Annotated in this window: 9 protein-coding genes and 1 rRNA gene; 5 read left to right on the top strand and 5 right to left on the bottom strand. The window is 68.9% G+C overall.

The genetic code is table 11. The features are described from left to right. Positions 1-56: 56 nt before the first annotated feature. Together PV963_RS07845 and PV963_RS07840 are read right to left on the bottom strand one after the other, a co-directional pair. Positions 57-1,271: a lipid-transfer protein gene (locus PV963_RS07845; protein ID WP_274821967.1), complete on the bottom strand. Its 1,215-nt coding sequence runs from the start codon at positions 1,269-1,271 to the stop codon at positions 57-59. Then, positions 1,244-1,669, bottom strand: a complete 426-nt coding sequence (locus PV963_RS07840; RefSeq protein ID WP_274821966.1) for a Zn-ribbon domain-containing OB-fold protein — start codon at positions 1,667-1,669, stop codon at positions 1,244-1,246. The genes PV963_RS07845 and PV963_RS07840 overlap by 28 nt, the downstream gene beginning before the upstream one ends. Before the next feature lie 130 nt (positions 1,670-1,799). Here PV963_RS07840 and PV963_RS07835 point away from each other — a divergent pair, with 130 nt between their 5' ends. Both PV963_RS07835 and PV963_RS07830 read left to right on the top strand, forming a co-directional pair. Beyond that, entirely contained in the window at positions 1,800-2,609 is an 810-nt protein-coding gene (locus PV963_RS07835) for a M15 family metallopeptidase (protein ID WP_274814918.1), read from the top strand. A 47-nt stretch (positions 2,610-2,656) separates the two neighbouring features. Beyond that, positions 2,657-3,193: an NUDIX domain-containing protein gene (locus PV963_RS07830; protein WP_274814917.1), complete on the top strand. Its 537-nt coding sequence runs from the start codon at positions 2,657-2,659 to the stop codon at positions 3,191-3,193. 2 nt (positions 3,194-3,195) lie between these two features. Here PV963_RS07830 and PV963_RS07825 read toward each other — a convergent pair whose 3' ends face one another. After that, complete coding sequence (locus tag PV963_RS07825; RefSeq protein ID WP_274814916.1) at positions 3,196-5,562, bottom strand: glycoside hydrolase family 31 protein; 2,367 nt, start codon at positions 5,560-5,562, stop codon at positions 3,196-3,198. Positions 5,563-5,774: 212 nt separating this feature from the next. Between PV963_RS07825 and PV963_RS07820 the strand changes: the two genes are divergently transcribed. Then, the gene (locus PV963_RS07820) at positions 5,775-7,742 is read left to right on the top strand and encodes an acetoacetate--CoA ligase (protein ID WP_274814915.1); all 1,968 of its coding nucleotides are present in this window, start codon (positions 5,775-5,777) and stop codon (positions 7,740-7,742) included. A gap of 220 nt (positions 7,743-7,962) precedes the next feature. Then, positions 7,963-8,853 (top strand): hypothetical protein, encoded by an 891-nt coding sequence (locus tag PV963_RS07815; protein ID WP_274814914.1) that lies wholly within the window; start codon positions 7,963-7,965, stop codon positions 8,851-8,853. Between the two features lie 69 nt (positions 8,854-8,922). Here PV963_RS07815 and ptsP read toward each other — a convergent pair whose 3' ends face one another. Both ptsP and PV963_RS07805 read right to left on the bottom strand, forming a co-directional pair. Further along, complete coding sequence (gene ptsP / locus PV963_RS07810) at positions 8,923-10,593, bottom strand: phosphoenolpyruvate--protein phosphotransferase (RefSeq protein ID WP_274814913.1); 1,671 nt, start codon at positions 10,591-10,593, stop codon at positions 8,923-8,925. A gap of 78 nt (positions 10,594-10,671) precedes the next feature. After that, positions 10,672-11,121: a PTS sugar transporter subunit IIA gene (locus PV963_RS07805; RefSeq protein ID WP_059416024.1), complete on the bottom strand. Its 450-nt coding sequence runs from the start codon at positions 11,119-11,121 to the stop codon at positions 10,672-10,674. 547 nt (positions 11,122-11,668) lie between these two features. On the opposite strand from PV963_RS07805, the gene PV963_RS07800 reads away from it, so the two are divergent. Next, positions 11,669-13,196 (top strand): 16S ribosomal RNA (locus PV963_RS07800). The last annotated feature ends 56 nt before the right edge of the window (positions 13,197-13,252 follow it).

Below are 13,252 nucleotides of genomic sequence, written 5' to 3'. Positions count from 1 at the left end.
GCCGTGACCGGCACAGCCCGTGCCGCGTACGCCCCTCTCGGTACGCCCCTCTCGGTTCATCGCACCGCGATCACCGCCGATCCATGCCCGAACAACCCCTGGTTCGCACTGATGCCCACGCGAGCTCCCGCGACCTGCCGGTCACCTGCGTCACCGCGCAACTGCCAGGCGAGCTCGCACACCTGGGCTATCGCCTGCGCCGGAACCGCCTCGCCGAAGGAGGCCAGCCCACCGCTGGCGTTCACCGGTATTCGCCCGCCCAGGGCCGTCTCCCCGTCCCGCAGCAGCTTCACGCCCTCGCCCTCACCGCACAGCCCCAGGTCCTCGTACCACTGCAACTCGAGCGCCGTGGACAGGTCGTAGACCTCGGCCAGCGACAGGTCCTCCGGCCCGATTCCCGCCTCCTCGTAGGCCGCCCGGGCGATCGACATCCGGAACGTCGCGGCCGGCGGATCGACGGCCACCGCGGAGTCCGTGGCGATGTCCGGCAGGTCCAGCACGGTGTTCGGGTAACGCGGCGTCACCGTGGACACGGCCCGGATCCGCACCGGATCCGCATGGCCGTGCCGCCGCGCGAACTCCAAGCTGGAGAGCACCACAGCGGCGCCGCCGTCGGAGGTCGCGCAGATGTCGAGCAGCCGCAGCGGGTCGGCGACGACGGCGGAGGCGGCGACCTCCTCGGCGGTGACCCGCTTGCGGTAGCGCGCGTTGGGGTTCAGCGCTCCCATCGCGGCGTTCTTCACCTTCACCTGTGCGAAGTCTTCAGGGGTGTCACCGTGTATGGCCATGCGCCTGCGGGCGTACAACCCGAAGTACACGGGATTGGTCGCCCCGAGAACCCGGAACCGCAGCCAGTCGGGATCGTCGGGCCGGTCGCCGCCCGCAGGGCGGAAGAATCCCTTGGGAGCGGCATCGGCTCCCACCACGAGCACCACATCGGCGAGCCCGGAGAGGATCTGGGCCCGCGCGGCGTCCACGGCCTGGGCCCCGGACGCGCACGCCGCATACACGCTCGCGACCCGGGCCCCTTGCCAGCCCAGTGCTTTCGCGAACGTAGCTCCGGCGACATACCCGGGATAGCCGCCGCGGACGGTGTCCGCGCCGATGATCGAGCCGATGTCCCGCCAGTCCAGCCGGGCGTCGGTCAGCGCCGCGCGGGCGGCTGCGACGCCGTACTCGACGAAGTTCCGTCCCCACTTGCCCCACGGGTGCATGCCCGCGCCCAGCACCGCCACCTCGCCCGTCACGCCCTCACCCCCGTCGGCCGCCAGTGCCACGTCGTCCAGGTCGTTTCCGCGTCCTCGTGGAGCACGCCGGGCACGACCTCCACCTCCATGCCCACCGTCAGATCCTCGACGGTGACTCCGGGAGCCGCCTGTCCCAGCACCACGATCCGCTCGGCCTCCAGCTCCACAGCGATCAACGCGCACGGCTCCCACGAAAGTTCCGGATCGCTCACGTAGGGTGACGGCGGCCGATACCGGCTGTCCGTGTACGACCAGACACGGCCGCGCCGCGACAGCGGGACCTCCGCCAACTCTCCGCCCGCGCAGGCGGGGTTGCGGCAGTGATGGTCCTCGCGGGGGAAGAAGACCGAGGCGCACGCCGCACAACACGTGCCGAGCAGCCGGAAACCGTCCCCCTCCCCGGCGAACCACCCCGCCACCACCGGCGTTCGAGTACGCGCCACAGTGCCTCCCCGCAGACCGGATCTGACGGAACGTCAGAAGTCTGCCACGGCCTTCCGGATTTCGGCATCCCTTCCCCGGCGGGACCGTCTCCTGATAGACGCAGGAGCCATGACACGACTCACCACCGTGGCACGCGGCCTGATCACCGCCTTCGCCGCCGTGCTGGCAGCGACCGCCCCCACCGCCACCGCCCAGGCCGAGACCGGGCCCCAGGCCCCCAGGGACTTCGTGGCCCTGAGAAGCGTGGACCCCACGATCGTCCAGGAGATCCGCTACTTCACCCCGCACAACTTCGTCGGCGAGCGCATCGACGGCTACGCCCAGCCGATCTGCGTCCTCACCCGCCCCGCAGCCCAAGCCCTCCACAGGGCCCAGACGAAGCTGCTGCGACAGGGCTACACGCTCAAGGTGTACGACTGCTACCGGCCGCAGCGCGCGGTGGACCACTTCGTCCGCTGGGCCAAGGACCTCGACGACCAGGCCTTGAAGGGCGAGTTCTACCCGAACGTCGACAAGACCCGGCTGTTCGCCGACGGCTACATCGCCGAGAAGTCCGGCCACAGCCGCGGATCGACCCTGGACGTCACCCTCGTGAAACTGCCGGCGAAGCCGACCCGGCCGTACCACCCCGGAGAGCCCCTCGTGCCGTGCTTCGCACCCAAGGAGGAGCGGTTCCCCGACAACTCCGTCGACATGGGCACCGGCTTCGACTGCTTCGACACCCTCTCGCACACCCTCGACCCACGCGTCCAGGGCGAACAGCGCGCCAACCGGCTGCTGCTCAAGAGCACCCTCGAAGGCCTCGGCTTCGTGAACCTGGCAGAGGAGTGGTGGCACTACACCTACAAGCCCGAGCCCTACCCGGACACCTACTTCGACTTCCCCGTGTCCAGGAAGGCGCTCACCAGCGCTCACTGAGCCGCCCGCCCGAGACGCCCGCTCCGTGATCGGCTACAGTCCGCCGCGTGTCCGAAACTCAGCACTCCAGTTCCAATTCCGCGCCGGACTCCCACTGTTCGAGCTGCGGCGCGCCCTACGGAGAGGGCGTCTCCGGCTGGCCCCGCACCTGCCCGGCGTGCGGCAGCGTGGCCTACCGCAATCCACTCCCGGTCGCGGTGGCCCTCCAGCCCGTGTACGACACCAAGGGCACCGCCCTGGTCGTCATCACCCGAACCGTCGCTCCCGCGCGCGGGGGCACGGCCCTGCCCGGTGGCTACATCGACGACCGGGAGGACTGGCGGCACGCCGTCGTACGCGAACTCAAAGAGGAAACCGGCATCGACGCGGCCGGCCGCGACGTACGCCTCGTCGACGCGATGAGCTCGCCCGACGGACACCTGCTGCTGTTCGGCCTCCTCCCGGAACGCCCTGTCGAGGGCCTGCCGCCCTCCGCCGCCACGGACGAGACGGGGGGCTGGCACCTCCTGCGCAGGGCGGAGGAACTCGCCTTCCCCCTGCACAGCGTGGCCGTACGGGCCTGGTTCGAGGGCCGCTACATCTGAGCTCAGCGCTCCCCGGCCCCACGGACGCGCACCGGGTGGGACGGCTCGCCCCCGCCGTCCTCACCCTCCCGCTCGACGACCACCCGCGAACCCATCCACCGAGCGGTGTAGCGCTCGATCTCCGGCTCGTCCCACCCCTCGCCCCCGTCCGGCACGACCAGCCCGCCCCCGGTCCGCCCCGGGGTGGGCGCCCACACCTCCAGCTCCAGCCCGCCGTCCTCGCCGCGTACGGGAAGCACGGCACCCGCGCGTGCGAACACCGGGATCCGCGACAGAGGTGCGTCGACGAGCACCTGCGCCGGCCCCTCGTACGCCCGCTCCGCCACCGTGTCGTACCAGCGACCCCGCGGCAGCTGCACGGCACGCCGGTCCGATCCCGGGTCGAGCACCGGCGCCACCAGCAGGCTGTCGCCCAGCAGGAAGGCGTCCTCGCAGTCACGCAGCGCCCGCTCCTCCGGCGCCGCCCACCACAGGGGTCGCACATAGGGCGATCCGGTACGCCGCGCCAGATGCGCCAGCGTCATGAAGTACGGCAGCAGCCGCCGGCGTTCGACGAGCGCCACGCGCGCGTGCTCCAGCACCTCGGCACCGAACTCCCACGGCTCCCTGCGCCCCGCCCGCAGACTCGCGTGCGTACGGAACAGCGGCAGATACGCGCCCAGCTGGAACCACCGCAGGAACAGCTCGGGCGAGGGATCCCCGTCGAAGCCCCCGATGTCCGGTCCCGAGTACGGCACACCGCACAGCCCGAGCCCCATCACCAGCGCCAAGGACGCCCGCAGTCCCGGCCAGCCGGTGGCCACGTCTCCCGACCAGGTCCCGCCGTAGCGCTGCATGCCGGCCCACCCGGAGCGGGAGAACAGGAACGGCCGCCCCTCGGGCGCGAGTTTCCGCAGCCCCTCGAAGCCGGCCCTGGCCATGCACAGCGCGTACACGTTGTGCGCCTCACGATGGTCACCGCCCCGCCCTTCCAAGGAGTGCCGCGCCGAACGCGGCAGCGTCGACTCCCCGAAGGCGGCGAACGACGTGGGCTCGTTCATGTCGTGCCAGAACCCCGAGAACCCCTGCGCGAGCCGCTCCTCGTAGAGACCGCCCCACCACTCACGCACGCGCGCGTGCGTGAAATCGGGGAACACCGCCTCCCCGGGCCACACGACACCCTGCACGACCTGCCCCGAGGCGTCCCGGACGAACGCGTCCTCGGCCGTCCCACCGTCGTACACGGCATTGCCGGGCAGGGCCTTCACGGCCGGGTCGACGATCGACACCAGCCGGATGCCGTCCCGCCGGAGTTCCTCGGCCAGCACAGGCAGTTTCGGGAAGCGGTCCTGGTCGACGGTGAACACCTGATGCGCGTCGAAATGGTCGATGTCCAGGTGCACGGCGTCGAGCGGCAGACCGTGCTCCAGGTAACCCGCGACGATCCGCCGCACCTCCTGCTCGCTGCCGAACCCCCACCGCGCGTGGTGGTGCCCGAGCGCCCACGCGGGCGGCAGCGCGGGCGCGCCGGTGAGCGACGCCCAGGCGAGCAGCACGCGCGCGGGGGTGCCCACCATCACCCAGCAGCGAAGTGGACCGCCGTCCATCCGCAGCTCGCTCGTCCCGGCCCGGTCGTGCCCGGAACCCGCGCCCTCCTCGCCCTCCCGCAGCGTCACCGTGCCGTCCCACGAGCTGTCGTGGAACACCAGATGCGTACCGCCGTCGGACACGACCATCTGCACCGGCATCGTGATGTACAGCGGGTCGTCACCGGGCGCGAAGGCGAAACCGGGGTCGGTGTTCCACAGCCGGTACGTCCCGTCCGGCAGCCGAGGACCCGACGCACGACCACCGAGACCGAAGAACCGCGCGTCGGCGGCCACCTTCGACCGCTGCATCCACCGCGCCGGGCCGCCGCCGACCGGCTCCCACCACCGCGGGGGCAGATCACGGCGCAGGGTCACGCCACCGGGCGTGCGCACCTCCACCGCGCCATGCCGCGACACGACGACCGTCACCCGCTCGGCCACCACCCGCCAGCCGCCGTCCTTGTCCGGCTCCAGCACCGCCCGGGGATCCGCCTCCGGACACCGGCCGGCCAGCGCGTACGACGGCTCGGGCTCCGCCCCGTCCCAGCCCCAGAAGACGGCACCGTTCACGGCGACCAGAATCCGCAGCTCCGACCGGCTGAACCGGACGACACCGCCGCCCGGCCCCGGCTCCACCTCCTGCACGGCTCCGGGCACCCGGGCACGCTCCGCCCCCCGAGACGGCAGCCCGGTGGCGTCGGCCCGCCGCCTGCGCCACGCTGCTCGTACGGTACGCACACCCTGCGCCGCGCCCACCGAACCCACCGCTTTCACCGAACGCACCAGGTCACGACCGTTCATGCTGCTCACCCTGCCACTGACCGCCCCACGCGCGCGTGTCGTTCAACTGCCGTTCACCCGTGCCACGACCACATCTTCACGACACGGACTATGTGGGGCGCACCCTGGTGCCGAAGTCGATCACATGGCATTGTCCGTGCCAGCCGCGTCACGCGCACACCCCAGCCCGTGCGCGGAGGACGCACACGACGCGCACAGTCCGGGAGCCGACCATGTCGACCGCTAGTCCTCAGCCGCTCTGGCAGCCAGACCCCGAGCGCATCGCCCGGGCACGGATCACGAGGTTCCACGCCTGGGCAGCCGAGCACCACGGCGCCCCCGCCGAGGGCGGTTACGCGGCCCTCCAGCGCTGGTCCGTCGACGAGCTGGACACCTTCTGGAAAGCCGTCACGGAGTGGTTCGACGTCCGTTTCTCCACGCCCTACGCGCGCGTGCTCGGCGACCGTTCGATGCCGGGTGCCCAGTGGTTCCCCGGGGCAACCCTCAACTACGCCGAACACGCCCTCCGCGCGGCCGACACCCGCGCTGACGAACCGGCTCTCCTGTACGTCGACGAGACACACGAACCAAGCCCCGTCACCTGGGCCGAGCTGCGTCGCCAGGTCGGCTCCCTGGCCGCCGAGCTGCGCGCCCTCGGCGTACGCCCCGGAGACCGCGTCAGCGGCTATCTCCCCAACGTCCCGCAGGCCGTGATCGCCCTCCTCGCCACAGCCGCCGTGGGCGCCGTCTGGACGTCCTGCGCGCCCGACTTCGGCGCCCGCAGCGTCCTCGACCGCTTCCAGCAGGTCGAACCCGTCCTGCTGTTTACGGTCGACGGCTACCGCTACGGGGGCAAGGAGCACGACCGGCGCGAGATCGTCGCCGAACTGCGCCGCGAACTGCCCACCCTGCGCGCCGTCGTCCACATCCCCCTCCTCGGCACCGAGGCCCCCGAGGGCGCCCTGGACTGGTCGGCCCTCACCTCCGCCGACACGGACCCCGTCTTCGAGCAGGTGCCCTTCGACCACCCCTTGTGGGTGCTCTACTCCTCCGGCACGACCGGCCTGCCCAAGGCCATCGTCCAGTCCCAGGGCGGCATCCTGGTCGAGCACCTCAAGCAACTCGGCCTGCACTGCGACCTGGGCCCCGAGGACCGCTTCTTCTGGTACACGTCGACCGGCTGGATGATGTGGAACTTCCTCGTCTCCGGCCTGCTCACCGGCACCACGATCGTCCTCTACGACGGCAGCCCCGGCTACCCGGACACCGGCGCCCAGTGGCGCATCGCCGAACGCACCAAAGCCACCCTCTACGGCACCTCGGCCGCCTACGTCATGGCCTGCCGCAAGGCGGGCGTACACCCGTCCCGCGACTTCGGCCTTTCCTCCGTCCAGTGCGTCGCCACCACCGGCTCGCCCCTGCCCCCCGACGGCTTCCGCTGGCTCCACGACGAGGTCCGCGACGACCTGTGGATCGCCTCCGTCAGCGGCGGCACGGACGTGTGCTCCTGCTTCGCCGGAGCGGTACCGACCCTCCCGGTATACGTCGGCGAGCTCCAGGCCTGCTGCCTCGGCACCGACCTCCAGTCCTGGGACCCGAGCGGCACCCCCCTGATCGACGAGGTCGGCGAACTCGTCGTAACCAACCCCATGCCGTCGATGCCCATCCACTTCTGGAACGACCCCGACGGCAGCCGCTACCACGACAGCTACTTCGACACGTACCCCGGCGTATGGCGGCACGGCGACTGGATCACCGTCACCTCCCGCGGATCCGTCGTCATCCACGGCCGCTCCGACTCCACGCTCAACCGCCAGGGCGTACGCATGGGATCCGCCGACATCTACGAGGCCGTGGAGCGCCTCCCCGAGATCAGGGAATCCCTCGTCATCGGCATCGAACAGCCCGACGGCGGCTACTGGATGCCCCTCTTCGTCCACCTGGCCCCCGGAGCCGTCCTCGACGAGGCCCTGCTGAACCGCATCAAGCAGACCATCCGCGAACAACTCTCACCGCGCCACGTCCCCGACGAGATCATCGAAGTGCCCGGCGTCCCCCACACCCTGACCGGCAAGCGCATCGAGGTCCCGGTCAAACGCCTCCTCCAGGGAACCCCGCTGGAGAAGGCGGTCAACCCGGGCTCCATCGACAACCTCGACCTGCTGAGCTTCTACGAGGACCTGGCCCGTAAACGCGCCTGACCGGCACCACGCTCGGACTCACCGGAGGCGACGGTGAGTCCGAGCCCTACGTCAGACCACTAGTCGTCACCATGACCGTCGACGCGACCAGATTGGCCACCTAGTCGTCGACCTGCGGTTTTCTTCGTCATCCGCATGCGCGACCCCCATGCTCAGGCCCGATTGTCAGTGCCGCCGATTACTGTGAGTGAGCATTGATCGACCGTGCACAGGGGGAACAATGACGCACACCGACAGCCGGACCATGCGACGTGTCCTGCGCCGCGAAATCGCCGGCACCATCGGCCTGCTCACCGACGAGCACGACTTCCGGGCCATGCGGCGCTACCGCAGCTTCACCTTCGACGACCACGCGGCCTACCTCAAGTATGTGGAAGGCCTCCTCAGGACACGTGCCCTACAAGGCAGCCACACGACGGTGGCCCTCTTCGACCCCGAGGAGTACGCCGAGTTCTGCACGCAAGAAGGCCTCGACCCCGACAGCCCGTCGAGCCGCACACGCTTCACGGCACGACTCGCGGTCACAGGCCCGACCCTTCCGTACGACGGCCAGCCACTGTCCGACCTGCTCCCGGCCCTCGTCGACGAGGCAGTGCGACAGGCCACCTGGGAGTACGCGACCACACTCCTCGCTCGCCTGGGCGCCTGCACCTCCTGCGGCGAGGACATCGGACGCGCAGCCTTCGCCCGGGCCGCCGATCTTCTCGTCCGCATCCTCGACACGGCCCCATCCGGCAATCGGCACCTCGTATGCAGCGTCACCGGACCGCCCGAGACGCTCGTCGCCGCCCTCCACGTCGCCGACACCTGCGATGCCGTCGAACTGGACGAGACCGAAGCCCTCGAGTTCACCACGGTCCTGGCCCTCGGCCTGGCCACCGAAAGCCCCGGAGGCCTCGTCATCCGCGCCAGTGCCCCAGGCTGCCCCGACCGCGTCTACGGCTGGCGCCTGCGCGCATACGGACTCGAGCCCCTCACCGCGGGAGAGGTCTTCGACGCCTACTGCACCGACGCCGAATCCGGCGACCTGATCTCCCCAGAATCCAACGTCGATTACTGCGAGCCGCCCGACCTGGGAGAGGTGAAACCGGCACAGGGACACAACCACTGAAAAACGCGCGGGGCGCCCCACCTCGGTGGAGCGCCCCGCCCGGGCAGCCATCGGCCGGCCATGCCCGGCTCACTCGCCCGACAACACCGCCTGCGCCGCGCTGCGCGCGTCCTCGGCGCTGTCCGAGGCTCGCGCCGCAGCAGCAGCCCGCTCGCACTGCGCCAGCGTGTACTTCGCCAGCGTGGCCCGGACATAGGGAATCGACGCCGCGCCCATCGAAAGAGAGGTGACGCCCAGACCAGCCAGCACACAGGCGAGCAGCGGGTCGGACGCGGCCTCACCACAGACGCCACAGCTCTTGCCCTCGGCCTTCGCCGCCTCGGCGGACAGCGCCACCAGGTCCAGCAGCGCGGGCTGCCACGGATCCTGCAGGCGGGAGACCGCACCCACCTGACGGTCGGCGGCGAAGGTGTACTGCGCCAGGTCGTTCGTCCCCAGCGACAGGAACTCGACCTCCTGGAGAATCGAGCGCGCCCGCAGCGCGGCCGACGGGATCTCGACCATCGCGCCGAACTTCGCCCGCAGCCCTGCCTCTCGGCATGCGTCAGCAAAGGCCCGGGCATCGGTGCGGTCCGCGACCATCGGGGCCATGACCTCGAGGTAGACCGGCAGCCCTTCCGCGGCCTTCGCGAGGGCCGTCAGCTGGGTACGCAGGACATCGGGGTGATCCAGCAGGGTCCGCAGACCCCGCACACCGAGTGCCGGGTTCGGCTCGTCGGTCGGCGTCAGGAAGTCGAGCGGCTTGTCCGCGCCCGCGTCCAGCACCCGCACCACGACACGCCCCTCGGGGAACGCCTCCAGCACCTGCCGGTACGCAGCGACCTGCTTCTCCTCGGACGGCGCCTGCTTGCTGTCGTCCAGGAAGAGGAACTCGGTACGGAAGAGACCGACACCCTCGGCCCCGGCCTCGACAGCTGCCTCCACATCCGCGGGGCCGCCGATGTTCGCGAGCAGCGGCACCTTGTGACCGTCCGCGGTGGCACCGGGACCCGTCGAGGCCGCCAGTGCCGCCCTGCGCTCGGCGGCCGCGGCCTCGAGCTGAGCCTTCTTCTCATCGCTCGGGTCCACGAAGATCTCGCCGGTGCTGCCGTCGACGGCGATCATCGTGCCCTCGGCGAGCTCACCGGCACCCGGAAGCGCGACCACGGCCGGCACCCCGAGAGCCCGCGCCAGAATCGCGCTGTGGCTGGTCGGACCGCCCTCCTCGGTGACGAAGCCGAGCACCAGAGTCGGGTCCAGCAGCGCGGTGTCGGCAGGCGCGAGGTCACGGGCGACAAGGACATAGGGCTCGTCGCTGTCGGGCACACCCGGCATCGGCACCCCCAGCAGACGGGCGACGATACGATTCCGCACGTCGTCGAGGTCGGCCACGCGACCGGCGAGGTACTCACCGGCACCCGCGAGGAGCTCGCGGTACGAGGCGAACGCGTCGTACACCCCGCGCTCGGCCGTGCTGCCGACGGCGATCCGCCGCTCCACGTCCGCCATCAGCTCGGGATCCTGGGCCATCATGGCCTGCGCCTCGAGCACCGCCTGGGCTTCACCCCCCGCCAGGTTGCCCCGTGCCATCAGGTCGGCCGCCACAGCCTCCACGGCCTTGCGGGCGCGCCCCTGTTCACGCTCCGCCTCTTCCGCGGGGATCTGCTTCGCAGGCGGCTCCAGCACCGCCGTTCCCATATGCCGAACCTCGCCGATAGCCACACCGTGGCTCACGCCGACGCCTCGCAGCGTTGTGTCCATCTCACCCGTCTCCGATAGTGCGGCGGATCCAACCGCCGCGTTGGTTCTCCTGCAAGCCGCCCTTCGACGGCACTGACGTCACTTCCAGAGGAAGAGACTGTCGCCGGCCTTCACATCACCGTCGTCACGAAGATCGGAGAGCGCTTCGGCCGTGGCCTCCAGTGCCACGATCGGGCAGACCGCGGACTTGCCGGCGGCCTCGACGGCTGCCGGGTTCCAGCGCACGATGCCCTGACCGCGCCTGACGGTGTCACCCTTGTTCACGAGCAGCTCAAATCCCTCGCCGTTGAGCTGCACGGTGTCGATACCGAGGTGTGTGAGCACGCCGTGACCGTTCTCGTCGACGACGACGAACGCGTGCGGGTGCAGGGAGACGATGACGCCGTCCACGGGCGAGACGGCCTCGGAAGGCTCACGTACGGGGTCGATCGCTGTGCCCGGGCCGACCATGGCCCCGGAGAAGACCGGATCCGGCACGGCTGCCAGTCCGATGGCGCGTCCTGCAAGTGGGGACGTCACGGTGGTCATGGGAAGCCTCCCAGGGGTGGAGATCGATATGGGCCGTCCCTGTCGGTACCGGACGGCACACTGTTCAGCAGGGTATGCCACCTGAAGTGCCGGTTCCGCGTGGGCACTCCAGAGTGGTCTAGACCATACCCCAAATCAATTTGCACCGGCTCCACGGCCGCGTGTACAGTCGTACTCCTGCTTGGGGCTGAGGGACGCGACCATGTGTCCTCGCCTGGCAGTATCCAACTCGCAAGATCCTAACTCGGGGTCACTTTCTGCATGCCTGCAGGACGGTGGTCAGAGGGACGGAAAAACACTGGTAGAGTTGGGAACGCGAAGGGAAGCGCCCGGAGGAAAGCCCGAGAGGGTGAGTACAAAGGAAGTGACCGTTCCTTGAGAACTCAACAGCGTGCCAAAAGTCAACGCCAGATATGTTGATACCCCGTCTCCAGCATCAGCTGGGACGAGGTTCCTTTGAAAAAACACAGCGAGGACGCTGTGTGCGGGAGGATCATTCCTCCTCTCGCACCGCTCTCGTGGTGTTGCACCGGATTACCGGTACACATTCACGGAGAGTTTGATCCTGGCTCAGGACGAACGCTGGCGGCGTGCTTAACACATGCAAGTCGAACGATGAACCACTTCGGTGGGGATTAGTGGCGAACGGGTGAGTAACACGTGGGCAATCTGCCCTGCACTCTGGGACAAGCCCTGGAAACGGGGTCTAATACCGGATACTGATCATCTTGGGCATCCAAGGTGTTCGAAAGCTCCGGCGGTGCAGGATGAGCCCGCGGCCTATCAGCTTGTTGGTGAGGTAATGGCTCACCAAGGCGACGACGGGTAGCCGGCCTGAGAGGGCGACCGGCCACACTGGGACTGAGACACGGCCCAGACTCCTACGGGAGGCAGCAGTGGGGAATATTGCACAATGGGCGAAAGCCTGATGCAGCGACGCCGCGTGAGGGATGACGGCCTTCGGGTTGTAAACCTCTTTCAGCAGGGAAGAAGCGAAAGTGACGGTACCTGCAGAAGAAGCGCCGGCTAACTACGTGCCAGCAGCCGCGGTAATACGTAGGGCGCGAGCGTTGTCCGGAATTATTGGGCGTAAAGGGCTCGTAGGCGGCTTGTCGCGTCGGTTGTGAAAGCCCGGGGCTTAACCCCGGGTCTGCAGTCGATACGGGCAGGCTAGAGTTCGGTAGGGGAGATCGGAATTCCTGGTGTAGCGGTGAAATGCGCAGATATCAGGAGGAACACCGGTGGCGAAGGCGGATCTCTGGGCCGATACTGACGCTGAGGAGCGAAAGCGTGGGGAGCGAACAGGATTAGATACCCTGGTAGTCCACGCCGTAAACGGTGGGCACTAGGTGTGGGCAACATTCCACGTTGTCCGTGCCGCAGCTAACGCATTAAGTGCCCCGCCTGGGGAGTACGGCCGCAAGGCTAAAACTCAAAGGAATTGACGGGGGCCCGCACAAGCGGCGGAGCATGTGGCTTAATTCGACGCAACGCGAAGAACCTTACCAAGGCTTGACATACACCGGAAAACCCTGGAGACAGGGTCCCCCTTGTGGTCGGTGTACAGGTGGTGCATGGCTGTCGTCAGCTCGTGTCGTGAGATGTTGGGTTAAGTCCCGCAACGAGCGCAACCCTTGTCCCGTGTTGCCAGCAGGCCCTTGTGGTGCTGGGGACTCACGGGAGACCGCCGGGGTCAACTCGGAGGAAGGTGGGGACGACGTCAAGTCATCATGCCCCTTATGTCTTGGGCTGCACACGTGCTACAATGGCCGGTACAATGAGCTGCGATACCGCGAGGTGGAGCGAATCTCAAAAAGCCGGTCTCAGTTCGGATTGGGGTCTGCAACTCGACCCCATGAAGTCGGAGTCGCTAGTAATCGCAGATCAGCATTGCTGCGGTGAATACGTTCCCGGGCCTTGTACACACCGCCCGTCACGTCACGAAAGTCGGTAACACCCGAAGCCGGTGGCCCAACCCCCTTGTGGGGAGGGAGCTGTCGAAGGTGGGACTGGCGATTGGGACGAAGTCGTAACAAGGTAGCCGTACCGGAAGGTGCGGCTGGATCACCTCCTTTCTAAGGAGCACTTCTTACCGATCCCTTCGGGGTGAGGTCAGAGGCCAGTACATCAG

The organism is Streptomyces coeruleorubidus (assembly GCF_028885415.1).
In the GTDB taxonomy this organism is placed as follows: domain Bacteria; phylum Actinomycetota; class Actinomycetes; order Streptomycetales; family Streptomycetaceae; genus Streptomyces; species Streptomyces coeruleorubidus_A.
Note: the sequence above shows the minus strand (reverse complement) of the source record. Positions and strands in the feature narration are given on the sequence as shown.

Coding starts and splice junctions, on each gene's coding strand:
- PV963_RS07835 (WP_274814918.1), top strand. CDS start 1,800: ATGACACGACTCACCACCGTGGCACGCGGCCTGATCACCGCCTTCGCC.
- PV963_RS07825 (WP_274814916.1), bottom strand. CDS start 5,562: ATGAACGGTCGTGACCTGGTGCGTTCGGTGAAAGCGGTGGGTTCGGTG.
- PV963_RS07820 (WP_274814915.1), top strand. CDS start 5,775: ATGTCGACCGCTAGTCCTCAGCCGCTCTGGCAGCCAGACCCCGAGCGC.
- PV963_RS07815 (WP_274814914.1), top strand. CDS start 7,963: ATGACGCACACCGACAGCCGGACCATGCGACGTGTCCTGCGCCGCGAA.
- ptsP (WP_274814913.1), bottom strand. CDS start 10,593: ATGGACACAACGCTGCGAGGCGTCGGCGTGAGCCACGGTGTGGCTATC.
- PV963_RS07805 (WP_059416024.1), bottom strand. CDS start 11,121: ATGACCACCGTGACGTCCCCACTTGCAGGACGCGCCATCGGACTGGCA.